At 63.8% G+C, this 25,417-nt stretch carries 23 protein-coding genes, 2 tRNA genes and 1 pseudogene; 12 read left to right on the top strand and 14 right to left on the bottom strand.

The window, feature by feature from the left end:
• The first annotated feature begins 215 nt into the window (after positions 1–215).
• Positions 216–292 (top strand) — tRNA-Met (locus DDF70_RS12100).
• 349 nt (positions 293–641) lie between these two features.
• Here DDF70_RS12100 and DDF70_RS12095 read toward each other — a convergent pair.
• Complete coding sequence (locus DDF70_RS12095) at positions 642–1,058, bottom strand: hypothetical protein (RefSeq protein WP_114945115.1); 417 nt, start codon at positions 1,056–1,058, stop codon at positions 642–644.
• A gap of 547 nt (positions 1,059–1,605) precedes the next feature.
• Between DDF70_RS12095 and DDF70_RS12090 the strand changes: the two genes are divergently transcribed.
• From DDF70_RS12090 to DDF70_RS12080, 3 genes are all read left to right on the top strand, one after another.
• Positions 1,606–3,018, top strand: a complete 1,413-nt coding sequence (locus DDF70_RS12090; protein ID WP_114945114.1) for a hypothetical protein — start codon at positions 1,606–1,608, stop codon at positions 3,016–3,018.
• 115 nt (positions 3,019–3,133) lie between these two features.
• Positions 3,134–4,087 carry an aldo/keto reductase gene (locus DDF70_RS12085; protein ID WP_114945128.1) on the top strand — a complete coding sequence of 318 codons (954 nt, stop codon included), beginning with the start codon at positions 3,134–3,136 and terminating at the stop codon, positions 4,085–4,087.
• A gap of 159 nt (positions 4,088–4,246) precedes the next feature.
• A complete protein-coding gene (locus DDF70_RS12080) occupies positions 4,247–5,338 on the top strand; it encodes an alkene reductase (protein ID WP_114945113.1) in 1,092 nt (363 codons plus the stop codon).
• A gap of 571 nt (positions 5,339–5,909) precedes the next feature.
• Here the strand turns inward: DDF70_RS12080 and DDF70_RS12070 are convergent.
• Positions 5,910–6,473, bottom strand: a complete 564-nt coding sequence (locus tag DDF70_RS12070) for a dihydrofolate reductase family protein (protein ID WP_114945111.1) — start codon at positions 6,471–6,473, stop codon at positions 5,910–5,912.
• Between the two features lie 249 nt (positions 6,474–6,722).
• Between DDF70_RS12070 and xth the strand changes: the two genes are divergently transcribed.
• Positions 6,723–7,508 (top strand): exodeoxyribonuclease III, encoded by a 786-nt coding sequence (gene xth, locus DDF70_RS12065; protein WP_114945110.1) that lies wholly within the window; start codon positions 6,723–6,725, stop codon positions 7,506–7,508.
• A 172-nt stretch (positions 7,509–7,680) separates the two neighbouring features.
• On the opposite strand, the gene DDF70_RS12060 is transcribed toward xth, so the two are convergent.
• The 6 genes from DDF70_RS12060 to lipB form a co-directional block, all read right to left on the bottom strand.
• Positions 7,681–8,523, bottom strand: a complete 843-nt coding sequence (locus DDF70_RS12060; RefSeq protein WP_114945109.1) for a tetratricopeptide repeat protein — start codon at positions 8,521–8,523, stop codon at positions 7,681–7,683.
• A complete protein-coding gene (gene ilvD, locus DDF70_RS12055) occupies positions 8,510–10,240 on the bottom strand; it encodes a dihydroxy-acid dehydratase (protein ID WP_114945108.1) in 1,731 nt (576 codons plus the stop codon). Before ilvD ends, DDF70_RS12060 begins: the two co-directional genes overlap by 14 nt.
• Before the next feature lie 360 nt (positions 10,241–10,600).
• Positions 10,601–11,431, bottom strand: coding sequence for a protein-L-isoaspartate O-methyltransferase family protein (locus DDF70_RS12050; protein ID WP_114945107.1), 831 nt, complete (start codon positions 11,429–11,431; stop codon positions 10,601–10,603).
• 55 nt (positions 11,432–11,486) lie between these two features.
• Positions 11,487–13,094, bottom strand: a complete 1,608-nt coding sequence (locus DDF70_RS12045) for a carboxyl transferase domain-containing protein (RefSeq protein WP_114945106.1) — start codon at positions 13,092–13,094, stop codon at positions 11,487–11,489.
• Between the two features lie 117 nt (positions 13,095–13,211).
• Positions 13,212–13,589 carry a hypothetical protein gene (locus tag DDF70_RS12040; protein ID WP_114945105.1) on the bottom strand — a complete coding sequence of 126 codons (378 nt, stop codon included), beginning with the start codon at positions 13,587–13,589 and terminating at the stop codon, positions 13,212–13,214.
• 89 nt (positions 13,590–13,678) lie between these two features.
• Positions 13,679–14,413 carry a lipoyl(octanoyl) transferase LipB gene (gene lipB, locus DDF70_RS12035; protein ID WP_114945104.1) on the bottom strand — a complete coding sequence of 245 codons (735 nt, stop codon included), beginning with the start codon at positions 14,411–14,413 and terminating at the stop codon, positions 13,679–13,681.
• Between the two features lie 252 nt (positions 14,414–14,665).
• Between lipB and DDF70_RS12030 the strand changes: the two genes are divergently transcribed.
• The 4 genes from DDF70_RS12030 (at position 14,666) to DDF70_RS12015 (ending at position 18,779) form a co-directional block, all read left to right on the top strand.
• Positions 14,666–14,750 (top strand) — tRNA-Leu (locus tag DDF70_RS12030).
• A 219-nt stretch (positions 14,751–14,969) separates the two neighbouring features.
• Positions 14,970–16,394 carry a magnesium transporter gene (gene mgtE, locus DDF70_RS12025; protein ID WP_114945103.1) on the top strand — a complete coding sequence of 475 codons (1,425 nt, stop codon included), beginning with the start codon at positions 14,970–14,972 and terminating at the stop codon, positions 16,392–16,394.
• A 90-nt stretch (positions 16,395–16,484) separates the two neighbouring features.
• Positions 16,485–17,384, top strand: coding sequence for a glycoside hydrolase family 25 protein (locus DDF70_RS12020; protein ID WP_114945102.1), 900 nt, complete (start codon positions 16,485–16,487; stop codon positions 17,382–17,384).
• A gap of 222 nt (positions 17,385–17,606) precedes the next feature.
• The gene (locus DDF70_RS12015) at positions 17,607–18,779 is read left to right on the top strand and encodes an isovaleryl-CoA dehydrogenase (RefSeq protein WP_114945101.1); all 1,173 of its coding nucleotides are present in this window, start codon (positions 17,607–17,609) and stop codon (positions 18,777–18,779) included.
• A gap of 99 nt (positions 18,780–18,878) precedes the next feature.
• Here DDF70_RS12015 and DDF70_RS12010 read toward each other — a convergent pair whose 3' ends face one another.
• Both DDF70_RS12010 and DDF70_RS12005 read right to left on the bottom strand, forming a co-directional pair.
• On the bottom strand, positions 18,879–20,459 hold the full coding sequence (locus DDF70_RS12010) for a hypothetical protein (protein WP_114945100.1): 1,581 nt from the start codon (positions 20,457–20,459) through the stop codon (positions 18,879–18,881).
• 149 nt (positions 20,460–20,608) lie between these two features.
• On the bottom strand, positions 20,609–21,187 hold the full coding sequence (locus DDF70_RS12005; protein WP_114945099.1) for a hypothetical protein: 579 nt from the start codon (positions 21,185–21,187) through the stop codon (positions 20,609–20,611).
• A gap of 137 nt (positions 21,188–21,324) precedes the next feature.
• On the opposite strand from DDF70_RS12005, the gene DDF70_RS12000 reads away from it, so the two are divergent.
• Positions 21,325–22,026, top strand: coding sequence for a ribonuclease activity regulator RraA (locus tag DDF70_RS12000; protein ID WP_114945098.1), 702 nt, complete (start codon positions 21,325–21,327; stop codon positions 22,024–22,026).
• Between the two features lie 20 nt (positions 22,027–22,046).
• Positions 22,047–22,877: a YdcF family protein gene (locus DDF70_RS11995; protein ID WP_245435457.1), complete on the top strand. Its 831-nt coding sequence runs from the start codon at positions 22,047–22,049 to the stop codon at positions 22,875–22,877.
• On the opposite strand, the gene DDF70_RS11990 is transcribed toward DDF70_RS11995, so the two are convergent.
• The gene (locus DDF70_RS11990; RefSeq protein ID WP_114945097.1) at positions 22,841–23,119 is read right to left on the bottom strand and encodes a DUF3253 domain-containing protein; all 279 of its coding nucleotides are present in this window, start codon (positions 23,117–23,119) and stop codon (positions 22,841–22,843) included. The genes DDF70_RS11995 and DDF70_RS11990 overlap by 37 nt on opposite strands.
• Positions 23,112–23,804: a DUF599 domain-containing protein gene (locus DDF70_RS11985; protein WP_170316062.1), complete on the bottom strand. Its 693-nt coding sequence runs from the start codon at positions 23,802–23,804 to the stop codon at positions 23,112–23,114. Before DDF70_RS11985 ends, DDF70_RS11990 begins: the two co-directional genes overlap by 8 nt.
• 71 nt (positions 23,805–23,875) lie before the next feature.
• Here DDF70_RS11985 and DDF70_RS11980 point away from each other — a divergent pair, with 71 nt between their 5' ends.
• Complete coding sequence (locus DDF70_RS11980) at positions 23,876–24,286, top strand: rhodanese-like domain-containing protein (RefSeq protein WP_114945096.1); 411 nt, start codon at positions 23,876–23,878, stop codon at positions 24,284–24,286.
• Here DDF70_RS11980 and DDF70_RS11975 read toward each other — a convergent pair.
• Together DDF70_RS11975 and DDF70_RS11970 are read right to left on the bottom strand one after the other, a co-directional pair.
• Entirely contained in the window at positions 24,283–24,579 is a 297-nt protein-coding gene (locus tag DDF70_RS11975) for an acylphosphatase (protein WP_114945095.1), read from the bottom strand. The two genes, DDF70_RS11980 and DDF70_RS11975, sit on opposite strands and share 4 nt — an antisense overlap.
• Before the next feature lie 217 nt (positions 24,580–24,796).
• A pseudogene (locus DDF70_RS11970) lies at positions 24,797–25,210 on the bottom strand (gamma-glutamylcyclotransferase family protein); the annotation flags it as partial.
• Positions 25,211–25,417: the final 207 nt, after the last annotated feature.

The raw sequence follows: 25,417 nt of genomic DNA, 5'->3' as shown, positions 1-25,417 counted from the left end.
TCTCAAGACCCGGGAGAGTAGGTCATTGCCGGACCTGCCAAGGACAACGCCACACACGCCTCTGATACGATGAACCATGTTCTCGCGGCGCTTCTTCGAGCGCCGCGTTTGCATTTGTAAGCCGCAAGCGCTTGCCAATGCCCTCTTCGCCTTGATCGCCTGCGATCAAGGCCCACAGCTTGGGGTTTGGCCGCGGCCAGACTCGCACGCCTTGGCGCGGGGTGGAGCAGCCCGGTAGCTCGTCAGGCTCATAACCTGAAGGTCACAGGTTCAAATCCTGTCCCCGCAACCAATCTCACACCAGCACAAAGCCCCCGCGCCCGAAACGACACCGGGGGCTTGCTGCCGTTCAGACAGCCACACGACAGACGGCGCGATACGACGCGCGACACGCCCGACAAGAGCCACGGCATCAGGGCATCGCGAATACCGCCGGGAGAACGGGATCCAAACCCACGGCTCCCCGGTTGTCGCAAGGAAACTCCAGCCCTCACAATCCGATTGCTTGAGGAAGCGGATCGCTCATCTCTCGGGTAGAACCAGGATCGTCTCTGCCAACAAAAAGCCCCCGATGCTGAACGCAAAGAGGGCTGTGTCGGTGAATGACATGAACAGGGCTGCGAAGGGGCTTGCTTCGCGTGCTATGCGACCTGGCCGACAGGGTCGAGATCGGCATTCATGGAGAAACGCTCGAGCTGAACGGCGTAAGCCGCTTCCAGTCCTTTGAGCCGCGTCTCGGGTTCGGGCACGATCCGATCCACAGCGGACGTCAGCCGCGTGCAAAAACGGTCCGACGCGGAAACCAGGAGACGGAGTGATCTTGCATTGGGTGGATAGCCCGACGAAGCATCCCGCACGAGCGCGGTCGCCGAGGCGTAAAGATCGTCGACCGCTGCCTCGATGCCGGGATCGCGCTTGAGCAGGCTCATGGTATTGATCAGGAGCACGCGCAGATCATGCAGATCGTCTCCCCTGCCCGCCTGCGAGATGAGGTTCACGACCTTTTTGACGGCTTCGATTCTCTCGTTGATCGTTTGCGTGATGTTGCTCTCGGCCATGAGCCTTCCCCCTGTCAGGCATGCGTAAAATCCCGTGGGACTCACAAGATCGAGAATGCGCCGTCATGGTTAATCAATCCTTACGGAGCGATCGGAAATCGGCTCGAAATCGTTGTTCTGCAACGCTCTCAGCCTCCGTCGAGGAAAGTTTCCGTTACGGACGTCTCAAGCATTGAGATTTGACCGGAAGCCGACTAAACCTCCCAGCACTCTTGATTTGAAATCACCATGCACCTGCAGCTCGCCCTCATACGACCGCAATGGTCCTCATCACGAAGCCTGCGTTTCGTGAAGGGTTGCCGCGTCATGCATGAACATGAGCTGCGACCCGATCCGGGGCCGGCTCCATGGTTCCCGGCGGCGAGGCCCGCGCTCACCGGCACCGTTCATCAGGTGCCCTCCCACTTCATGTCGGCTTAACGGTTATCCGTCGCCGGCACGATCCGGCGAATTTTCCTTCTCTCCGCATTCGCTCTTCTTCTCGCGATGCAGGTTCGCCGGATCCCAGCCTTGCTGAGAACTTGCTGAGAAAAGGAGAAGCCCTGCAATGAACAGGGTCTGGACTGAAGAAGAACTCGAGATTCTGCGCCGCGACCGGGAGGCCAGGATTCCTGTCCCCGTCACAGCCGCGAAACTGGGACGGCCCGTGCCGGCAACCTATGCCAGGGCGCGGTTGATCGGCACCCTCGTCCAGCCTCACCAGACCTGGGACGAAGCCAGCGTCGCACGGTTGCGGGAACTCGTCTCGGCCGATCCGCCGCTGACCGACAAGCTGATCGCCGCCGAGCTCGGCCGAACCGTGACCCAGATCCGCTGGAAGATGCAGGACCTCGGTCTGATCGGCGTGCGCGACCTCTCCAAGCTGGCGAAGATCACCGCGGCTGGAATGGCTCGTCCCAAGGCGCCTCAGACGCATTCCGTCAAACCGGTGATGCAGAAACCGACCCTGCAAGAACCAGCTCGCTCCCCGGCACCGGAACGTCATGCTCCTGTCGTCAAGGCTGAGATGCCCGCCCCCTCGGCCGCGCCCCTCCAGAGGAAAGTGCTGCCGTCAATCGACGTCCAGGCGGCGCTCGTTCAGGCGATCAAGGCGCTCGAAGCATCGATGGCGGAGCACCTGAAGACGATCGTCGCCGAGACGGAAGCGGGGATGATCCGCGCGGCAAGGGCCGCCATTGCCGAGAAGGGGCGCATCGACCAGCGGCTCGTCATTCGGGTCAAGCGCTCTGCCGAGGCCGCCGCCCGCCGCGACGCGGAGGCGAAGAAAGCCGAAGCGGACGCCCAACAGCGGCAAATGGAGTCTTGGAAAGCGGAGGCCGAAGCCAAGCGGAAGGCTGCCGAGGCGTCCCGCCAAGCCCGTGAGGAAGCTGCTCGACGGGCGCGCGAAGAGAAGGCCCGCGAAGAAAAGGCACTCCGAGAAAAGGAGCAGCCCGCCGCGGCCAAGCCGGTCTCGAAACCCAAGGAGCCGGAGAAGAAGGCCGTTCTGCCCGCCGTGCAGGGTGTTTCCAAGGTCGCACCTCTCCGCCCTGCCCCGCAGCCTGTCGCGCCGAGTGCCCCGAAGATCGTCGTCACCGAGGCTCCCGCCGCCCCCCGCGCCGTGGAGCCCGAAACGGCGGGAGAACAGACGTCCGGCCGCGGCGGCTGGAAATCCGTCCGCCGGGATCCTGCGCGCGCTCTTGCGCAAGCCAAGGCGAAGGCAAAGCCTGCCAACCGCGCCGATGCGATCGACCTCGCCCAGGCTGCGCAGGCGGCCATCGAGCGCTTCATCGCTGAGCGCGGCGTGACGAAATCCGAGTCGAGCGGCATCCAGTCGGTGGTGTCCCGCCTGCAGGCGCGGGGCTACATCGTGGTGCGCGATGAGACCGGCTGGACCATCGACCAGCGTCATCGTGTTGGCAGCGAGGCCGAGCTGTTCGCCTTCGCGGAAGCGCGCGGCATCACGTTGAGTGCGGCGGCCTGATCGCGGCACGCCGCATCCGACAGAAGCATATCCTGGGGATGGCATGTCCACTTTTCCTCACGATGCGCTATCTCCATGATCCGCTCCGCGACGGCAGCGGATCATGGAGATGAAGATGGAAAAACGTCGGCTCGGCCGCTCGGACTTGATGGTTTCCCCCCTGTGCCTCGGCGGCAACGTCTTCGGCTGGACGGCCGATGAGGCGACGTCGTTCAAGGTGCTCGACGCCTACGTCAATGCCGGGCTCAACTTCATCGACACGGCCGATGTGTATTCTACCTGGGTGCCCGGCCACACGGGCGGCGAGTCGGAAACCATCATCGGCAAATGGATGAAGATTCGCGGCAATCGCGACAAGCTCGTGATCGCCACCAAGGTCGGGTCCGAGATGGCGCCGGATCGGAAGGGGTTGTCGAAGGACTATATCCGCTCTGCAGTGGAAGCCTCGCTCCAGCGTCTCCAGACCGACCATATCGATCTCTACCAATCCCATCGGGACGATCTCGACACGCCGCAGCAGGAGACGCTCGAGGCTTATGCAGAGCTGATCCAGGCCGGAAAGGTGCGGGCCATCGGGGCCTCGAACTTCACGGCCGCCCGGCTGAAGGAGGCGCTGGATATCAGTGGCGAACTCGGGTTGCCGCGCTACGAAAGCCTGCAGCCGAAATATAATCTGTCCGACCGCGCAGAATACGAGGCCGAGCTGGAACCGCTCTGCCGGAAGGAAGAGGTCGGTGTCATTCCCTACTACGGTCTCGCCAGTGGGTTCCTGACGGGCAAGTACCGGTCTGAGGCTGATTTCGGCAAGAGCGTGCGCGGTGGGCGCATGGCGGCCTATCTCGATGTTCGCGGCCGGCGCATCCTGGCGGCCCTGGACGCGGTCTCCGCCCGGAAGCAGGCCACGCCGGCCCGGGTCGCGCTCGCTTGGCTGATGGCGCGGCCGGGGCTCACGGCCCCGATCGCGAGCGCCACGAGCGTGGAGCAGGTCCGGGATCTCGTTCAGGCGACCCAGCTCCGCCTCGACGACCAGGATATCGCGGAGCTCGACCGGGCCAGCAGCCCGGCTTGAGGCGGGGAATCGATCCCGAAGCCTCCGATCCGGTTTCGCGTCCAGTCCGGGAGACATGGCATTTTTGCATGGCAGCCCTCCGTTGCATCGGGTGGAGGGCTGATTATCTCGTACCAACCTGTGCTTATGATAATTCCACAGGATGAAACGAGGTTTTCGATGAGCGCCGATGCCAGTGCATTGTTCCAGCCCTTCACCCTAGGCGACCTGACCCTGCCCAACCGCCTGGTCATGGCCCCCCTCACCCGCAACCGTGCGGCGGAGGGAGACGTCGCTCGCGATATCACGGCGACCTATTATGCTCAGCGCGCGAGCGCCGGCCTCCTGATCTCGGAAGGCTCGCAGATCTCCCATCAGGGCCAGGGCTATCTGCGTACGCCAGGCATCTACTCGCCTGAGCAGGTCGCTCATTGGCGACGGGTAACCGATGCGGTTCACAAGGCGGGCGGCCGGATCTTCATCCAGCTCTGGCATGTGGGACGGGTCTCCCACCCGTCGCTCCAGCCTGGCGGCGTCGCGCCCGTCGGCCCCTCGCCCATCCGCGCTCAAACGAAGACGTTCCTCGAGGAAGGCTTCGCCGACGTGTCCGAGCCCCGCGCGCTCGAACTCTCGGAGATTCCGGGGATCCTGCGGGACTACGAGAACGCTGCCCGCAACGCCAAGGAGGCAGGTTTCGACGGTGTCGAGATCCATGCGGCGAACGGCTATCTGCTCGACCAGTTCATGAAGGACGGCTCCAACAAGCGCACCGATGCCTATGGCGGCTCGATCGAGAACCGGGCCCGCCTGACCATCGAGGCGGTGGAAGCCGTGCTGAAGGTCTGGGACAAGGGGCGTGTCGGCATCCGCCTGTCTCCGGCCAAGGTGAACGATGCGGAGGATTCGAACCCCCAGGCCCTGTTCAGCCATGTGGTTGAGAAGCTCGACAGCCTGGGTCTCGCCTATATCCACATCATCGAAGGAGCCACTCAGGGCGACCGGAATGCGGTGAGTGTGGATTACGAGGGCCTGCGCCGCTCCTTCCGCGGGGCCTACATCGCCAATAACGGCTATAGCCGCGACATGGCGGCCGAGGCCGTTTCCAACGGCCGTGCCGATCTGGTGTCGTTCGGACGCCTCTTCATCGCCAATCCGGACCTCGTCGAGCGCTTCAGGCTCAACGCACCGCTCAATGAGCCGGACCGCGCCACCTTCTATGGCGGCGGCACCGAGGGCTACACGGATTATCCGGCTCTCGAGAAAGCCGCCTGAACGTCAACAGCCCTGGCAGATTCCCCGTCTCACCCTCTTATCGGCATCCTCAATGAGTTGCTCCTCGCGAGAGCTGGGATTGACGGCCGAACGCTCACCCGGTTGCAGGCGGTTGCCGCCTGCAACCGTCCCCGTGGAGCGGGGCCCTGTTTGGGAGCCGCCTGATCCCGCGGCGGTTCCTCCCGTGCTACCTTCGGTACCGGGAGGCGGAATCGTTCCCGTCGTCTCCCGACTGCCTGTTCCCGTGTTTCCCGTCGAGCCACCCATGCGGCTGGAGCTGTTTCCAGGATCGGCACTTCCCTGGGCGCCCTGAGCAGGTGGCCGCATGGGCGTTGCTCCGGGCTGAGTAGCGCCGCTCGGAGACGCCGAGGAGCCTGTTGACGGTGAGGCCGACGAGCCGCCGGAAGAACCGGAAGCGCCGCCCGCGCCTCCTCCGCTGGAGCCGCCCGAGGAGCCCTGCGCCCATGCGCTTCCGGCGATCAGGCAGCCCGCGAGTAATGCGGTCGAAATGGTGAGGTGACGCATCGGCTTCTCCCTTCGGGTCGCTGTTGCACGTCAACTCCAAGCAAACTCACGACTCTTGGCGACCGTTCCGCCAAATTGTCAGGCTCACCGGTCCGGCAGGGTCGAGGATGCGGCGGGGCTCCGGCTTCAACCCTCGTTCGGCCAGGAGGTCTTCCGCGCTCGTACCTTCACCCCATCCTGAGAAGACGGGTACACCGTCAGGAATGGAGGTTCCCTCGGCACGGGTCAGGTGAAAGGCGTCATACCCGATGGCGAGGAAGAGGTCGAAGACCCGGCGACCACCGGGCACGGCCACCCGTCCACCGTCCGGCAGGATAGTCCGAATAGCCTGATCCCAGCGAAGCGCCTCGGGGTTCCACCACCAGCCATCCGGCCGTCGCTCAAGTCCGGACGAGGATGAGGACAGGATCATCCGCAGCCGGCCCCTCGGGTTCGGATTGGCCTCATGGCCCAGGCGGCCGAGCACCGTCACGGCCGACTTGTTGAGCTCGGCCTGGAAATAGGCCCAATCCGCGTCGTTGCGGAGCACATCGGGCGTCCGCCCGGACGCATCGGCGATACAATCGTTGTCCGACACGATGGCGTAACCGTGGATCTCAATCCGAGACAAAGACCGGTCCTTTTTCAAGATGAATCTCTGAGGGCGGCGCTCCTCAGAATGCCGAGCACCACAGCCCATTGAGCACATGCCGCGGCAATTGGGTACCCGCTTGCATGGTTGCATCGACCCTGTCGTCGCTGGGCATGCACCATGATTCAGGCATGAGGCGCAACCGTGGGGATGACGACGAGTTCCACCTTGCCAGCCGAGGACGAAAATCAGATGAAACGATTATGATGCAAGAGCGAGAGTGACACGATGCGCATTGCCACCTGGAATGTGAACTCCATCAAGCAGAGGCTGGACCACCTCGCCACTTTCGTGAAGAGCGCGGATCCGGATGTGCTCTGCCTCCAGGAGTTGAAATGCGTGGACGAAGCCTTTCCCCGCGCGGAGGTCGAGGCGCTGGGCTACAACGTCGTCACCCATGGCCAAAAGGCCTATAACGGCGTCGCCATTCTGTCCAAGCGTCCGTTGGAGGATGTGCGCCGGGGCCTACCGGGAGACGAAAGCGATGAACAGGCCCGCTACCTGGAAGGCGTGATCTCGACCTCTCAGGGCGCGGTGCGGATCGCCTCCATCTATCTGCCCAACGGCAATCCCATCGGCACGCCGAAATTCGACTACAAGCTCGCCTGGATGGACCGCCTTCGTACGCACGCGAAGAGTCTCCTCCTGCTCGAGGAGCCCCTGGTCCTGTGCGGCGACTACAATGTCATTCCCGAGCCCAAGGACGCCATGGATCCGGCGGCATGGGCCAATGACGCCCTGTTCCAGCCGGAGAGCCGGGCCAAGTTCCGGGAGCTGGTCAATCTCGGCTTCCTCGACGCCGTGCGCGCCTGCAACGATCAGCCCGGCCTCTACTCGTTCTGGGACTACCAGGCAGGCGCCTTCCAGCGGAACAACGGCATCCGCATCGATCACCTGCTGCTGTCGGCCCAGGCGCAGGACAGGCTCAGGACTGCCTCGATCCGGAAGGAAGTGCGCGGCTGGGACAAGCCGTCCGACCATGTGCCGGTCATGGTCGATCTGGATATCGAGTAGCGATCGCACGGTTCGTCATCACGCATAAGGTCTGCCAGCCGCGCTGCAGTCCCTTCCACGTCATGGCCGGCCTTGTGCCGGGCATCCCAATTCCATCACGCGCCGTGCTTTTCTAATCGAGATCACCGGCACAAGGCCGGTGATGACGTCGATGGTTGCGCGCCAGACTGCTTTACCGGCGCGACTGGATGTATTGCTCCAGGAGGGCCAGGGCGAGCTTGCGGTCGCTCTCGTCGGCCGCCGCGAAGGCTTCGTCATAGAGCGATACGATCCACTGATCCTTAGGCGCATCGGTCGAGGCTTCGCGCGCAAGGGTGAGCCACATGAGACCCTTCGACCGCTGGCGCGGAACGCCCTGCCCGGTCATCAGGAGATGCCCGAGAAGCGCCTGGGATGCCGTGTGTCCCTTCTCGGCCGCCAGATTGAACCAGCGGGCCGCATGGCGGGCGTCCTTCCGGACGCCGGTCCCCTCGAGATAGAGACGGGCGAGATTGTACTGCGCGTTGGAGTCGCTGAAATACGTCGCCGCGTAGCTGAACATCTCGACGGCCCGCTCAGGGTTGGCCGCGACATAGCTGTCCTTGATGCCGTCCAGGAAGTAGGTGCCGAGCGCCACGAAGGCGCTGGAAACAACCGATGCGTTGGGAGAATCGGGACTCTCGTCCGCGTGCTGGTCGGCAAGCCGCGAGAAGTACTCGAACGCCTTCAGGTCGTCGTGTTCGACGCCGTCGCCATCCGCATACATGCGCCCGAGCTTCCAAAGCGCGAGCGAATGCCCCTGCCCCGCCGCGTATTCGAGCGCGTGCACGGCTCCGATCTTATCGCCCGCATAGTAGTCGCGCATGCCGCTGCGCAGGGCATCGCGCGCCGAACCGTACTTGATGCCCGGAGCGAGCGCGGGAGAAAGAGCTGGCGTGAGCGGCTGCGGACGCGGCGCGGCATCAAGCGCATAGGCGGCACCAGCGCCGAGGGTAGCCACCCACAACGTGGCTGCGATGAGTTTAAACGTCCGCATAGGTTTCTTTTTCTGCGGCTCCGCCGGGATGGGTCACAGCCCCGTCCCGTGCAGGACCAACGGTTTGCGAATATTTCCAGAGATAGCCCGAGGTGGCACTCGTCTCCCGCGGCTTCCATTCGGAACGGCGCTTGGCCAATTCCTCGTCCGAAAGCTCCACGTCGATTGTGCCCTTGATGGCGTCGATGGCGATGATGTCGCCGTCCTTGATCAGGCCGATGGGGCCGCCCACCGCCGCTTCCGGCCCAACATGGCCAATGCAGAAGCCGCGGGTCGCACCCGAGAAACGGCCATCGGTGATGAGAGCCACCTTGTCGCCCATGCCTTGTCCGTAGAGCGCCGCCGTGGTGGAGAGCATCTCGCGCATGCCGGGACCGCCGCGCGGCCCCTCATAGCGGATTACCAGGACCTCGCCTTCCTTGTACTGGCGCGTGGAGACGGCCTCGAAACAGGCCTCCTCACCGTCGAAGCAGCGGGCCGGGCCGCGGAACGTCTGCTTTTCCGCCGCCATGCCGGCGACCTTCACGATGGCACCTTCCGGCGCGAGGTTGCCCTTGAGCCCGACGACGCCGCCGGTAGGCGTGATGGGCTTGTCGGCCGGATAGACCACGTCCTGATCGTCGTTCCATTTCACGGAAGCGAGGTTCTCGGCCATGGTCCGGCCGGTCACGGTCATGCAGTCCCCGTGCATGTAACCGTGGTCGAGAAGCGTCTTCATGAGAAGCGGGATGCCGCCGACCTCGAACAGGTCCTTGGCGACGTAACGCCCGCCGGGCTTCAGGTCCGCGATGTAAGGCGTACGCTTGAAGATCTCCGCGACATCGAACAGGTCGAACTTGATCCCCGCCTCATGGGCGATGGCGGGAAGATGCAAGGCCGCGTTGGTCGAGCCGCCGGAGGCCGCCACCACCGTTGCGGCGTTCTCCAGGGACTTGCGGGTCACGATATCGCGTGGACGGATGTTCTTGGCGATCAGCTCCATGATCTGCTCGCCGGCAGCGGCACAGAAACGGTCGCGGATCTCGTAAGGCGCCGGTGCGCCGGCCGAATAAGGCAGAGCGAGCCCCATGGCCTCGGAGACGGTCGCCATGGTGTTGGCCGTGAACTGCGCGCCGCATGCGCCGGCCGACGGGCAGGCGACCTGTTCGAGCTCGGTGAGATCCTCATCCGACATCTCGCCGACCGAGTACTTGCCGACAGCCTCGAAGAGATCCTGCACGGTCACCTGACGGCCGCGGAAGGAACCCGGAAGAATCGATCCGCCATAGATGAAGATGGACGGCACGTTGAGGCGCACCATCGCCATCATCATGCCCGGCAATGACTTGTCGCAGCCAGCCATGCCCACGAGCGCATCGTAGGAATGACCTCGCATGGTCAGCTCGACCGAATCCGCGATCACCTCGCGGGACGGGAGCGACGCCTTCATGCCCTGGTGACCCATGGCGATTCCATCGGTCACCGTGATGGTGCAGAACTCGCGCGGCGTCCCGCTGGCGGAAGCCACGCCCTTCTTCACGGCCTGAGCCTGGCGCATGAGAGAGATGTTGCAGGGAGCGGCCTCGTTCCAGCAGGTGGCGACGCCGACGAGCGGCTGGGCGATCTGCTCCTTGGTCAGTCCCATGGCATAGAGATAGGAGCGATGCGGCGCGCGAGCGGGCCCCTCCGTCACGTGACGGCTCGGCAGCTTCGACTTGTCGATCAACCGCGCATCCATGGTCCGCACTTTTCTTTCACCCGGTTCTCACGAGGAGACCCAAGTCCTTTGGAACTCTCGTGATCTGCCATGTGCCACGCCACCGATGCAATGACCCTTAGGAAGGATCAACTGAACAGCCTTAACCTGAATTCTGCCCCAGGCGTCGTAACGTAAAGCTTTGGTTTTGAAGCACTTTAGCCGACATAAGGTGTAGCGCTCCGTTTATGGCGGGATCGCGGCGGAGCTTGGGCCAAGAGAGGCAGGATGTTGAAGGTTTGAAGGTGTTGCTTCACCGCAACAATTTTGGGACAGGATTCCCCTTGTCCTCAAGGGATCGAGCCCTACCGACGGCGCCGTTCAGGCCCGGCCAAGCTCGCTTCAGTCCCCGGGCTCTTCGGATGAAAACCAGATATCATCGTAGACCGCGACGGCACTGGAATCAGGCGAGCGATCTCTCCTGACCCAGATGGATCGTACCGCAGCCAGATCGGCTTCGGTCGGCAGGCGGCGGGCGGAGATTCTTTCGGTCGTTCCGCTGCAGGAGATGAAGCCGACGCTCATCAATGATTGCGCGCTGAACCCTCTCTTCCGAGGCATCACCAGAAGCGCGGGACCCCAGCCCTTATGCGGCTGCCAGGGGAAGATCAGGCGCCCACCTGGATTGAGCGCCCGTAGCCATTCGATATCCGGCGCAACAACACCTGCATTGACGTAAATGACGTCCGCCTTCGGCAAGACCCGACCGAAAGCCGAAGCAGCATGGACGGTCACGTTGGAGTAGGCGCCCAGGTTCCTGGCCGCCTGAGCCGCGAGATCGGCCTCGTACTCGAAGGCCTCGACACGCCCGTCCGGCAGGACGAGCAGAGACAGGATGGCCGTATAATAACCGGTCCCCGCGCCCACATGGATCACGGTCTCGCCCGGTTGCGGGCTGACCGCATCGAACCAAGAGGCATGAAGGGCGGGCTCGCCGTTGTTGATGCCACGTTCGAGATCGATGGCGACGAGAACGTTGTCGTAGATGTCGGCGATTTCGGACGTCCGGGTCGCAACGCCCATGCTGATGACGGTCCAGGGAGGCGCCGGCAGAAACATTTCCCGTGGAACGGACGCGAAGGCCTGCTCGATGCGCCCGTCAACGACGTCCGCGAGCCGGGCGACATGCCCGGCATAGGCGCGACGATAACGGTCGGATCCTTCCTGCGGCATGCTGTGAAATCCCCTTGACGCCTCAAGAGTTCCACAGCGGGGAAAGCCGGATCGGTTACATCCTGAACACGCCGAATTTGGTCTCGGGAACCGGAGCGTTCAGGGCCGCCGAAAACGCCAAGGCGAGCACGCGACGCGTCTCGGACGGGAGGATGATGCCGTCGTCCCAGAGGCGGGCGGTAGCGTAGTAAGGCGAGCCTTCCTTCTCGTACTTGTCGCGGATCGGCGCCTTGAAGCCCTCTTCCTCGTCCGCGCTCCAGGTCTTGCCCTCGGCCTCGATGTTGTCCCGCCGCACGGTGGCGAGAACGCTCGCCGCCTGCTCGCCGCCCATCACCGAGATGCGCGAGTTCGGCCACGTGAACAGGAAGCGCGGAGAATAGGCGCGGCCGCACATGCCGTAATTGCCGGCGCCGAACGAGCCGCCGACCAGCAGAGTGATCTTCGGCACCTGCGCACAGGCGACCGCCGTGACGAGCTTCGCCCCGTCCTTGGCGATTCCACCCGCCTCGTACTGGCGGCCGACCATGAAGCCGGAGATGTTCTGCAGGAAGAGAAGCGGAATGCGCCGCTGGCAGCACAGTTCGATGAAATGCGCGCCTTTCAGCGCGCTCTCCGAGAACAGGATGCCGTTGTTGGCGATGATGCCGACCGGCATGCCCCAGATCCGCGCGAAGCCGGTGACGAGCGTCGTGCCGTAAAGGCGCTTGAACTCGTCGAACTCGGAACCGTCGACCAATCGGGCAATCACCTCGCGGATGTCGTATTGCTTCTTGAGGTCGGTGGGCACGATCGCGTCGAGATCGTCGATGGCGTATTTCGGCTCCACCGGTTCGGCGGTGTCGATATCGATGCTCTTGCGGGTGTTCAGCGTGCCGACGATCCGGCGCACGATGGCGAGCGCATGGACGTCGTCGGTGGCGTAATGATCCGCCACGCCGGAAAGGCGGGCATGGACATCCGCGCCGCCCAGATCCTCGGCCGAGACGACCTCGCCCGTCGCCGCCTTCACCAGGGGCGGGCCGCCGAGGAAGATGGTCCCCTGGTGGCGCACGATGATCGTCTCGTCGGACATGGCCGGCACATAGGCGCCGCCCGCCGTGCACGAGCCCATCACGCAGGCGATCTGCGGAATGCCGAGCGAGGACAGGGTCGCCTGGTTGTAGAAGATCCGGCCGAAATGCTCCCGGTCCGGGAAGACGTCGGTCTGGTGTGGCAGGTTCGCGCCACCGGAATCGACCAGATAGATGCAGGGCAGACGGTTCTCGCGCGCCACTTCCTGGGCGCGCAGGTGCTTCTTCACCGTCATCGGGTAATAGGTGCCGCCTTTGATCGTCGAGTCGTTGCAGACGATCATGACCTCACGGCCTTCGACGCGCCCGATGCCGGTGATGATCCCGGCGCCGTGGATCGCGTCCTCATACATGCCGTGAGCGGCGAGTGAACCCAGTTCCAGGAACGGAGCGCCTGGATCGAGGAGGCGCATCACGCGCTCCCGCGGCAGAAGTTTCCCGCGGGCGAGATGGCGCTCCCGCGCCTTGACGGGGCCGCCTTCCGCCACTGCCAGCCGCTTTGCCTGGAGATCCCGGGCGAGTTCGTCCCAGGCGGCGCGGTTCTCCCGCGCGGTATCCGATGTCAGATCGGCGGAGGTGGCGATGACGGGCACGGCGGCTTTCTCCCTCGTTCTTGGTCTCGGCTCCTTCACGGCAGAAAGCCGGAGGGCCGTGAACGTCAGTACCTAGAACCTGGGAGCCGATGCAACCGGGATCGGCAGCCTCTCGCGTCAGCCTTTCGCACGAATGACGGTTTCCTGGCGCACGACACCCGGGCCGCAGCGATACGCGATGCCGCGCACGAGCGACCAGTCATGGGACACCTGCTGCAGGTAGAGATGCGTGCCGCCGAGCGCGACGGTGGACTGAAGCATGTCCTCGGTGGCGTAGCCGAAGGTGGAGCTGCCGAGGGTCGTGCCGAAGCCGATATAGAGGGGTCTGGCCGTCCCCGGGGTCGTCGGGGTCACGGGACTGACTTCACCGAGACGGGTGCAGACCCGCACGTCCGCCGGCGAATCGACGATCTTGACGAGTTCCGTCGGCTCGGGCCGGTAAGCGCAGGCCGAGGCAGCCAGGGCGACGAGGGAAGCGAGTAAGGCACGTTGCATGGAAGTTCCGCCAATGATCAGCCGTTTGCTCCAGCTTAGAGCATGAAGCGGCCTTGGGGAGAAGCCTTGCCGTAACCTCTGTGAAAAACCTAGACGCCGTGGCTCAAGAGCAACGGTGTCTCCACCCTCTCGGTCGGCCCGAAGATCTCCTCGAAAGCCCTGCGCATGGCCGCATCCACCTCCGGCATGGTGACCGGGATGCCGAGATCGACGAGGCTCGTGACCCCGTGCTGGGTCACGCCGCACGGAACGATGCCGGTGAAATGCGAAAGATCGGGCTCCACGTTGAGGCTGATTCCGTGGAAGGTGGCCCAGCGGCGGACGCGGATGCCGATGGCGGCGATCTTGTCCTCCGCGGCCTCTCCCTTGTCCGGCCGGCGCACCCAGACGCCGACCCGGTCCTCCCGGCGCTCGCCACGGATGTTGAAGGCATCCAGGGTCGCGATGAGCCACGCCTCCAGGGCCGTCACGTAGCGGCGCAGGTCCGGAGCGCGGCGCTTGAGGTCGAGCATCACATAGGCGACCCGCTGGCCGGGCCCGTGATAGGTGTATTGCCCGCCCCTGCCCGTCTGGTGAACCGGGAAGCGATCCGGGTCCACGAGGTCCTCCGCCTTGGCCGAGGTCCCGGCCGTATAGAGCGGCGGATGCTCCACCAGCCATACCAGCTCCCTCGCCTCGCCGGCGGCAATCGCCTCGGCGCGGGCCTCCATGAAAGCGACAGCGTCCTCGTAGGCGACGAGGTGGTCCGTGATGGCCCATTCCACCGGAGGCGAGCCTCTCTCGGGCTGGAACTGAACGGTCAGGCTGTCTCGCGGGTTCGACACCGATTCACCTTGAAACTTGGCGGGAGGCAGAGCGGGATTGTCCTGGTCCCTGAGGGAGCCGTAGGCATCCTCGGCTCTTCGTAAACTCCCGCTTATATAGTGGTTGCAGGTGCTTATCGCCTATACCGTGCTCCGCAGACGAGGCATTCGCTCACGTCAATTTGCCGATCCGCAACGGAAGGGGTTGCAGCCCCCCGGTCGATCTGCTAGAGCGGCCTCGTCTTCGGGAGATCCACTCCTGAACCCGAGTTCGCGGTCATGGCGGAATTGGTAGACGCACTACCTTGAGGTGGTAGCGGGGAGACCCGTGGAGGTTCGAGTCCTCTTGACCGCACCAATTTCGGCACTCACGTGCCGAAGACGAAAAGGCCCCTTCGGGGGCCTTTTTTGTTGACCATCCCGGCAGGCGCAGGCGGCCTGAGCCAACTGCTCACGCGCATGCATCGGTCCTGCAGAAAAGATCGTCGAGCGATTCTTCGAGAAAGTCTTTTGGGCGCATTGCAAGGGTTCGCCCTCGCACCTAAAAGGCGGACAACCCACCTTCAGAGGACGGCTGATGCTGGAAGTCGAAGACAAGACGCCGCTTCCGAAGTCCGATGAGCCCGAGACCGAAGCCCTGGCCTTCAGGGACGAGGAGGGTGAGCTCAATCCGGAATTCCTGGCCGCCGCGGCCGATGCCATCGAGGCCTCGGAAGTCGAGCGCCTCCAGAAGCTCGTCGAAGACTTCCACGAATCCGAGCTCGGTGACCTGCTCGAAGCGCTCGAACCCGATCAGCGCCCTCGCCTCATCGAGCTTCTCGGCCGGTCCTTCGACTTTGCCGCCCTCACCGAGGTGGACGAAGCAGTCCGCGAGGAGATTCTCGAAGAGCTCGAAACCTCGACCGTCGCCGAGGGTGTCCGCGACCTCGATTCCGACGATGCCGTCACAATTCTCGAGAGCCTTCCCGAAGAGGAGAAGGCGGAGGTCCTCGAGCAGCTTCCGGCCATCGAGCGCGTCGCGCTTCAACGGTCCCTCGATTACGCCGAGGACAGCGCCGGTCGGCGCATGCAGACCGAGTTCATCGCCGTGCCGCCGTTCTGGACGGTGGGGCAGACCATCGACTTCATGCGCGAGACGGCGGACCTGCCCGAGACCTTCTACGAGATCTTCGTCATCGATCCGGCGGGCCATCTGCTCGGAGCCGTGGCGCTGGACCGGCTCCTGCGCTCGAAGCGTCCGGTCACGATCCAGGAGATCATGGACGACGAGCCCGACCGGGTGAAGGCGACCGAGCACCAGGAGGAGGTGGCGCGCCTGTTCGAGCGCTACAACCTCGTGTCCGCGGCCGTGGTGGACGAAGCGGGCCGTCTCGTCGGCGCCATCCTGGTCGACGACATCGTGGACGTGCTCGAGGAGGAGGCCGACGCCGACATCAAGCAGCTCGGCGGCGTGAAGTCCGACGAAGAGCTTTCGGACACGGTCTTCTATACCCAGAGGAGCCGTTTCCCCTGGCTCTTCGCCAACATGTGCACGGCCTTCCTGGCCGCGGGCGTGATCCGCGTTTTCGAGGAATCCCTGGAACGGATGGTAGCGCTCGCCATCCTGATGCCCATCGTCGCCTCCATGGGCGGCAATGCCGGCACCCAGACCATGACGGTGGCCGTCCGGGCGCTCGCCACCCGTGAACTCGGCCGCGCCAATGCCTGGCGCATCATCCGCCGCGAGGCGGCGGTCGGCATGCTCAACGGGCTGGTCTTCGCCATCATCCTGGGAACGGTCGCGAGCGTGTGGTTCCAATCGCCCCAGATCGGCTTGGTAATCGGCCTTGCGCTCATCTCGGTCCTGCTCTTCGCGGCGCTCGGCGGCATCTTCGTCCCCCTGACTCTCAACCGGTTCGGCGTCGATCCTGCCGTGTCATCCGGCCCCTTCGTCACGAGCATCACGGACATCGTCGGTTTCTTCTCGTTTTTAGGTATCGCAACGCTCTGGTTCCGCCTGTAGCCTCGCTTCGCGCATCGCTCGTAAGGGCCTGTTAACGCTCTTCGGGCATCTCTGGTGCGATCCCGTTTTGCGTACAATACAGTTGAACCGATGAAGACTCGCCGCCGCTCCCCCAGCCGCTCCAAGAGTTCCGGCCTGACGACTTTCGTACGGGCTGCCCGGTTCAGCGCGCTCGCTGCAATCGCCTTGGGTCTCGCCTCCTGCGCCATCATGCCCTCGTCGAGCCGCTATCCGACAAAGGGCGATGTCAGGCCTCACGAAGGCGTCGCATCCGCCCATCAGCTCCCGATCCACGGGGTCGACATCTCCAAATGGCAGGGCGATGTGGATTGGGCCTCCCTGCGCCAGGCCGGCACCCAATTCGCCTTCATCAAGGCGACCGAGGGCGGCGACCACATCGACAGCAAGTTTTATGAGAACTGGCGCGAGGCCAAGCGGGCGGGCGTGCCGCGCGGGGCCTACCATTTCGTCTATTGGTGCCGCCCGGCGCATGAGCAGGCGGCCTGGTTCAAGAGGAACGTCCCCCAGGATCCGGACGCCCTCCCACCGGTTCTCGACGTGGAATGGAACGGCCAGTCGGTGAACTGCCCCAAGAAGGTTCCGCGCGAGCAGGCGCTCGCCATGATCGACGTGATGCTGCGCGAGATGGAAGCCCATACGGGCAAGCGCCCGATCATCTACACGGACATCACCTTCCATAAGGAAATCCTGGAAGGCGAATTCAACGATTATCCCTACTGGATCCGCAGCACGGCGGCCGAGCCGCATGTGCGCTACAACAACCGCCGCTGGACCTTCTGGCAGTTCACGACCACGGGCCGCGTTCCCGGCGTGAAGGGCGATGTCGACCGAAACACGTTCTACGGCACGGAAAACCAGTGGCGCATGTTCGTCCAGAGCGCCTGCGACCCGCGCGACCACGGCCGCCTGAAGGCGCAGGGCCTCTGCCGCGACATGGATCCCGTCCAGACGGCCAGCATCGGCGAGTAGGCCAGCCATTTCGATCGAACGATCAGGCTCCCTCACCCAGCGTGAGGGAGCCGTTTCTTTATGCCATGAGACCAATTGCCGGGCTCGGAGACAGCCCCACCTCTCCTCTTACAGACGATACGGCCTTGATAAGGGCAGCATTGCTGACCAAAATGGGTGATCAGAAAAGTGGTCCATCGCTCCCCGCGACCATGGGCGGGCGAATGGAACCGGGAGGAACAGATGCTGCAGAATGCCGCCAAGGGCTTCAATTTCGATCTCGGCGAGACGGCCGACGCGATCCGCGAAACCGTGAGTGACTTCGCGCAGGAGAAGATCGCGCCCCGCGCCGAGGAAATCGACCGGACGAACCAGTTTCCGCGCGATCTCTGGCCCCAGATGGGCGAGCTCGGCCTGCACGGCATCACGGTCGAGGAGGAATACGGTGGGGCTGGGCTCGGCTATCTCGAACACGTGATCGCCATGGAGGAGATTTCCCGGGCCTCCGCGTCGGTCGGCCTGTCCTATGGCGCCCATTCGAACCTCTGCGTCAACCAGATCCGCCGAAACGGCAACGAGGACCAGAAGCGCCGCTACCTGCCGAAGCTGATCTCCGGCGAGCATCTCGGGGCGCTCGCCATGTCCGAGCCGGGCTCCGGATCCGACGTGGTCTCGATGCGCACCCGCGCCGAGAAGCGCGGCGACCGCTACGTGCTCAACGGCAACAAGATGTGGATCACCAACGGCCCCACGGCCGACACCCTGGTGGTCTATGCCAAGACCGATCCGGCGGCCGGCCCACGCGGCATCACGGCCTTCCTCATCGAGAAAGGCTTCAAGGGCTTCTCCACGCACCAGAAGCTCGATAAGCTCGGCATGCGCGGCTCCGACACCTGCGAACTGGTGTTCGAGGATTGCGAAGTGCCTGAAGAAAACGTGCTCGGTCAGGTCGGCCGGGGCGTGAACGTGCTCATGTCCGGCCTCGATTACGAGCGCGCCGTGTTGGCTGCCGGTTCCACGGGCATCATGCAGGCCTGCATGGACGTGGTCCTGCCCTACATCCATGAGCGCAAGCAGTTCGGGCAGGCTATCGGCGAGTTCCAGCTCGTGCAGGGCAAGGTCGCTGACATGTACGTGACCATGAATGCCGCGAAAGCCTATGTCTATGCGGTCGCCAAGGCGTGCGACCGGGGCGAGACCACCCGGGAGGACGCAGCCGGCGCCATCCTCTACGCGGCAGAAAACGCCACCAAGATGGCCCTCGATGCAATCCAGCTTCTCGGCGGCAACGGCTATATCAACGATTACCCGACCGGTCGCCTGCTGCGGGACGCGAAGCTCTACGAGATCGGCGCCGGCACGAGCGAGATCCGCCGAATGCTGATCGGGCGCGAACTTTTCGCCAAGACGGCTTAGAGCATCGTGCGAAAAAGCGGGCACCGCTTTCGCATGGGAAGATGCGATCGAGCACAGGAATGAAGCTACGAGCGTAAGGTCTATCCGACGTCCGGAGATTCAGGAGTCCTTCCTGATCTTGTAGAGCTGGAACCCGCGCCCATTGTGCACGATCCGCAGGAGATCGGGCGCAGGATTGGCCGTCTCGTCCGGATCGGTGCCGAGCACGATCAGATAGTCGTAAAAGTCGGTCCATCGATCCCAGTAATGGGGGCCATCGGCCGGAGCCTCTTCTTCCTCCGCAGCCACGATGATCTGGCTGATGCGCGGCGTGTCCCCATCTTCCGTATCGACGTGCCCGCCGTATTCCGGCCGCGCGTGAAGGATCTGCTTTCCAGGCACGACGAACAGGCGGGAGACGAGCGCCGAGCGCTCGATTACCGCAAGCGTCGGCGCATGGGACAGGGCGGCGTCGACAGGGCCCTCGGCGGGATCGTCCGCCTGGGTGACGAGCAGACGCGAGCCCGAGGGCATGAGGCGGAGCGAGCTTTTCAGCTCCTGAAGCGGCTGCGAGATGGCCACCCAATGGGCTGAGACGTCGACGACGCGGAAGGCGATCGCGACGAGGCAGACCGCGAAGAAGGCGTTGTGGTTCTCGAGCCTTTTCAGATCGACCGAAATGAAACCAAGCGTCATGAAGAAGATGCCTACAACGATGCGCTGGTCGGCCATCCAGGACCCGAAGGCCATGCGCGGCATGGCCAGAAAGGCCAGAGTCAGCACACCGGCCACAATCAGGCCAGCCGGATGAAAACTGACCAGACCGCGTTTGATGGCGATTCCAATGGCGATGGCGATCAGGATCAGGAAGGGGATGTCGGTGACATCGGAATAGACCGAGAGGAAAAGCGTAAGGGCCTCGAACTTTCCCTGCGATTCCCAGACGATGTCGTGCGAGAGCCCCCATGTCGGGCTGCTGACCAGGAAATAGAGGAAGGGCAGGAACGGTACGCCGAGTGCCAGGGCGCTCCTCAGCAGAGGCGCAGGCTTCCAGGCCTTCTGCGTCCAGAGCCGCCAGAACTCGAAACTGGCGATTCCGAGGCCATAGAGACCGAGCGCCGACAAATGGCACACATAAAGAACCGCGCAGAAGACGAAGCTCGCAAGGGCTCGGATGACCATCGGCTTCCCGCAGAGCGTGATCCAGACGGAGAGACCCAGCACCGCCGCCCCAACGCCGAACAGGTAATTCATCAGACCCGTGAACAGAAAGCCGTTATAGACGAACAGCCCGCCCACGAGGGGCCAGGCCGACCAGCGCCCGTCGAGCGTGCGATGCAGCAGCATCGGCCCCAGGAGCATCAGGAGGAGCGTCAGCCCCACGAAGACCCGACCAGCGGCATAGACACCGAAGACCTGGACCAGCGGCGGGACGATCAGGTCCATGATGAGATTGGGAATCGGCGCCCAGGCGACCTCGTAGAACCGCGACAGGGGCTCGTTGCCCGGGATGCTCGCAAGCGCCTGCATCCGGGCCAGGTGATTGGGATAATCCTCCAGCGGCGGCACGATCGTGTAGAACAGCGGCAGAAGGATCAATGCCGCCACGAGCACCGTCTGCTTGAGGACGACCCAGGGGCGCTCGATGCTCCTGTCGAGAGACGCGGGGGCCGACAGGCCGCGATTATGAAATTCAGACATCCCCTACCCCGCATCCGCATTGTTCATGGACGGCGCGAATCCCGTCTCTACAGGACGGCATAAGAGCCAGCTCCCGTTCCAGGTCAACCTCATCGTTCAAAGAGGCACTTTGAGAAATGTCTGGAAAGCCGGGCATTGCGACACTTCGCTCAGATCGTCCACACATCCCGGGTGATGGCGATGAGGGAAAAGCCTCGGTCGCCCCTGCGGAAGATCAGGCGCAGGCTCTTCCACTCCAGGTCGGTTGCAACGGTTTTACCGCGGATATGCAGTTCGACGACAACACTGTCGGGCGCAAAGGCGTGATTGTTGTTGATATCGTTTCCCCTCTGACGCGGTTCATTGTAGCGTACCTCATCCGCTCTGCGGTAATCCGCACTCCATACGAACTCCTCGAAGTAGCGGCGGCAATCGGCCTCGATGGGGTCGCCGCTGCCGTCCTTCTCGCCCCAATGGCGCACCCGCGGATCCGTAGCGCAGCGCTCGACCTCGGCTCGGGACAGGCGCACATCGCCGTCATCGATCGTCACATAGGGGCTCACGATCAGCCCCTCCCCACCGACGAACGATGCAAGCTTATTGAAATCCTGTGTCGCCAGAGCGTCCAACACCTCCCTGACGAGACCCTGTACAGCTTGGCGGGCTTCACCGGGTTTCAGCGGCACTACCGAGGCCGATGCGGCACCGAGGGTGAGATACAGCAGCCAAGGGGCGAGAAAGCGATTCATTCACCGTTCCAAACCAGCGCGTGCCTCGACGGCACCATTCTGACATGAAACATTGATGCAGAGGATGGCAAGGTCTAATGGTGGCGTTCGGGGCGGACGGCCGTTATGAGTAGCTACCCCAACGTCAGGAACCTCTCATGACTCTCGACAAGACGATCGCCGATGCCCTTCGCGCTGCCTCTACCGCCACGATCACAACTGTGCTTCTGAAGAAGGGCGTCCGCCGCTGCTGGATGAGGGGGCCGATGCCCGCATTCAATGCCACCGAGAAGATGGTCGGCCGTGCCTTCACCCTGCGCTTCGTGCCCGCGCGCGAGGATCTGGCCACGCCGGAATCCTGGGCCTCACCGCGCTCCACCCGCGCGGCCATCGAGGACATGCCGGAAGGCTGCATCGCGGTGGTCGATTCCATGGGCGTCACCGATGCCGGCATCTTCGGCGACATTCTCACCGCACGCATGCAGAAGCGGGGCGTCGCCGCCCTCATTACCGATGGCGTGGTGCGCGATGCGGCTGGTGTCGAAGGCACTAACCTGCCGGTCTGGTGCGCGGGCGTGGCCGCTCCGCCCTCCGTCGCGGGCCTTACCTTCGTCGGCTGGCAGGAACCCATCGGCTGCGGCGGAGTCGCCATCTTCCCCGATGACGTGATCGTCGCAGACCGCGACGGCGTCGTCGTGATCCCCGCCGCCATGGTGGAAGAGGTCGCCAAGGCCGCCGTCGAGCAGGAGCGCTACGAACTCTGGGTCATGCGTGAGGTCGAAAAGGGTGTCCCCCTCCCCGGCCTGTATCCGCCCAATGCGGAGACCAAGGCCCGCTACGAGGCCGAGTCGAAGGTTTAAGACGTCAAGAAGGATGGCGGGTGTTCTATTACGTCTCGAAAATTGCGTGGTTCTTCGCCACGCCATCCAACCTTCTGATCAGCCTCATTCTGATGGGGCTGATCCTTGCAGCCTTCAAACGCTACCGGCGGGTCGGCATCGGCCTTAGCCTCGTGTTCACCCTGGCGACCATCGTTCTGGGGCTGCTCCCGATCGCCAGCTACATCCTGCTCCCGCTGGAGGAGCGTTTCCCGCCCTTCCGTGACGATGGAAAGCCGGTCGACGGCATCATCCTGCTGGGCGGCTCCGTGGAGGCGGCGGATTCGGCCGCCCGGGGCATAATCGTCTCCAATGAATCGGCCGAGCGCGTCCTCGATACGATCCAGCTCGCCCATCGCTATCCGGGCGCCCGGATCCTGATTTCGGGCGGAGGCGGCACGGTTTTCGGGGATGGGACCGCCGAAGCACCCATCATCGCGGAGTATTTCAAGAGCATCGGGATGGATCCGGCACGCATGCTGATCGAGGATCGCTCGCGCACGACTTACGAAAACGCCGCCTACTCCATCGAGCTCGCCAGGCCCAGGCAGGGCGAGCGTTGGCTGCTCGTCACGTCTGCATGGCATATGCCGCGCGCAGTCGGCGTCTTCGAAAAGGTTGGTTTTGCTGTCGTTGCCTATCCGGTGGATTTCCGCACATCCGGCGGTTCCGGGATCAATCGCCCCTTTGCGTTCATCTCGGAAGGCCTGCGGCGGCTCGACATTGGAACTAAGGAGTGGGCCGGTCTGATCGCCTATTATCTCGCGGGCCGCACGGTGGGGCTGTTGCCATCTCCTCATGGATCTTGGATCGGCGACAGCGCCAACCGATAAGTTCCGCGAAAATCGTCGGGATCGACCGGACGGCCCTTGCGGAGGATGACGATGCGGCCCTCCTTCATGAGGCGCACGGCCACCTTCCTGACCGGCTGCATCAAGGGTCCCCAACCTTCCGGCTGGTTGCCGCCGATGGCCTGGGCCACATCGGCCGGGCTGATGGTCTTGCCGGGGCCACGCTCCTCGAGAAGCGCCAGCATCGCCGTCTCCAGCTCCTCGGGCTTTGCGTTCTTAGACATCGGCTGACCTTAGGGCTGCATCGTGGGCATCGGACAGGAACTGGCGCCGCCACATGACGAGAAGGACGCCGGCCGTCGCTCCGATGAAGAGATAGGCGCTCACGAACCAGCCGAGATAGGCCAGGGAGAAGAAAAAGGCCCGTTGTCCCCTGTTGAAATGCTTCCCGGCCACCGCATTCATCGCGGCGGCCTGACGGGCAACAGCCAGCGCCTCCTCGCGATTGCCCTCCTTCAGCACCGGCACGGCCCCGACGATGATCGCCATGTAGTTGAACAGGCGGTACGACCAGGCGAATTTGAAGAAGGCATAGACGAAGATCACCGCGAGCCCGATCACCTTCACGTCCCAACCCAGGCGCGTCGGCGGCTCTCCGAACGGAAGGTCGGCAAAGAGCGGCAGCACGCTATCCGCCGAGCGCAGGAGCGCCAGCACGCCGCCGATGGCGATCAGAGAGGTCGAGGCGAAGAACGCGGTGCCGTTCATGAGCGAGGCCATGATGGTGGTGTCGACGATGCGGTTCTCCCGCACCACCATCTGCTCCATCCAGTGGTAGCGGTATTGGTTCATGAGCCTGTTGAGGCTGCCTTGCCCGGCAGGCGTGAGTTCGAGCGCGGCATGATACCCGAGCCAAGCGGTAAGGAAGAATGCCAACGCCCCATAATCGAGATTCGTGAAACCCAGCACCCGTCGTCTCCCGTTGACTCCGCCGCCATCTTGCCCAGTTTGTGCAAAGCCTCAATGGGGAGCGACCGTTCATGTCTCAGACCATCACCCGCGGCTACAAGGCATTGCTCGACGAAGCCAATGCGAAGATCAGGACCCTGCCCATCGCCGAGGCCATGGCCCTGCACGGCCGGGACGACGTGGTGTTCGTGGACCTGCGCGACCCACGCGAGCTCGAACGCGAAGGTCGCGTTCCCGGCGCGGTCCATTGCCCGCGGGGCATGCTGGAATTCTGGATCGATCCGGAAAGCCCCTATCACAAGCCGGTCTTCGCCCAGGACAAGACCTTCGTGTTTTTCTGCGCCGCGGGATGGCGCTCGGCACTGTCCACGAAAACGGCGCAGGATATGGGCCTGACCCCGGTTGCTCATGTGGAGGGTGGCTTCACCGCCTGGAAGAATGCGGGCGGTCCGGTCGAGACCGGGGCTCCGGCGAAAGGTTAGACCGTCCCTCGAACCTCGAACCGGCTCGAAAGGTCATATTCAGGATCGCCTTCGTCGAGGATCTCGACCTTCTCCACCCGCGAGCCGGCAGGCCCCTCGTGGCAGGCCTTCAGCATCACCTCGACGAGGTCTTCCGGCCCCGAGAACAAAGCCTCGACCGTACCGTCCCGCCGATTGCGGACCCAGCCCATGAGACCATGCAGCTGCGCCTGATGCTGCGTCCAGGCGCGAAAGCTCACGCCCTGGACGCGTCCGTGGATCAGTACGTGCGAGGTTCGATGTGCGGTCATCATGCCCTATCGTGCGTGCGGCAAGCGCGGTGTGGCGCCCGCCGGAATCCTAATCCACCGTCTGGATAATGCGCTCTGCTCTCGGCAGATCCAGCCTGCGCAGGATTTCATCGGCCTTCGTCTGGCCTCAGCGTGGTCTACGGATCGTTCCCGATGGCGCGTCCCAGAGGGGGCGGACTTTGGGAAGCTGAGGAACCGGTGCGGTGACCTGGGTCCTGGGCAGCCATGTTCCTAAGCTCCGGACGTAATCGTCCGGCAGTCCCGCATGCCGGGCCGCCTCGATCACGCCCTCCATATAGCCCGGCAGCGGCGTGCCCGGCTTGGCGCTCCGTCCGATGTAAACTACGGCCCGGCGCGGACCTTTGTCGGTCACGATGGGCTGGATGACCTTGGTATAGAGGCCCGTCGAGAGGCTCTCGTAGCGGTCGAGGGCGGGAACGTCCGCCAAGGCCAGGTCCCAGACCATGCCCCAGACCGCGCGCTGCGAATCCCGCACCACGGAAGCATAGCCCTCATCGAAGATGATGAAACGATGCCGCATGAGCCGCCCGATGCCGACCGGCTTGGAAGCCGGGCAGCGTTGAAGCATGGCGGTCCGGTCCATGTTGGACCCATAGGCGAAATAGAGGGGCATGGCGTAAGCGCTCTCTTCGTTGGCGTCGGCCTAATCCATGAGAATCTGGCCATCCACCTCCCACGTCATCACCGGCCTTGTGCCGGTGATCTCGATTACGTGAAATGCTGAGCCTCTCGTTATCGGGATGGCCGGCACATGGCCGGCCATGACGTCCAGGTAAATTTCCTGACGGCGGATCGGCCCCAGATTTTCGTCAGCGACCAG

The organism is Microvirga calopogonii (genome assembly GCF_003347665.1).
Taxonomy (GTDB): Bacteria; Pseudomonadota; Alphaproteobacteria; order Rhizobiales; family Beijerinckiaceae; genus Microvirga; species Microvirga calopogonii.
The sequence above is the reverse complement of the archived record's forward strand: the minus strand, read 5'-3'. Positions and strand labels throughout refer to the sequence as shown.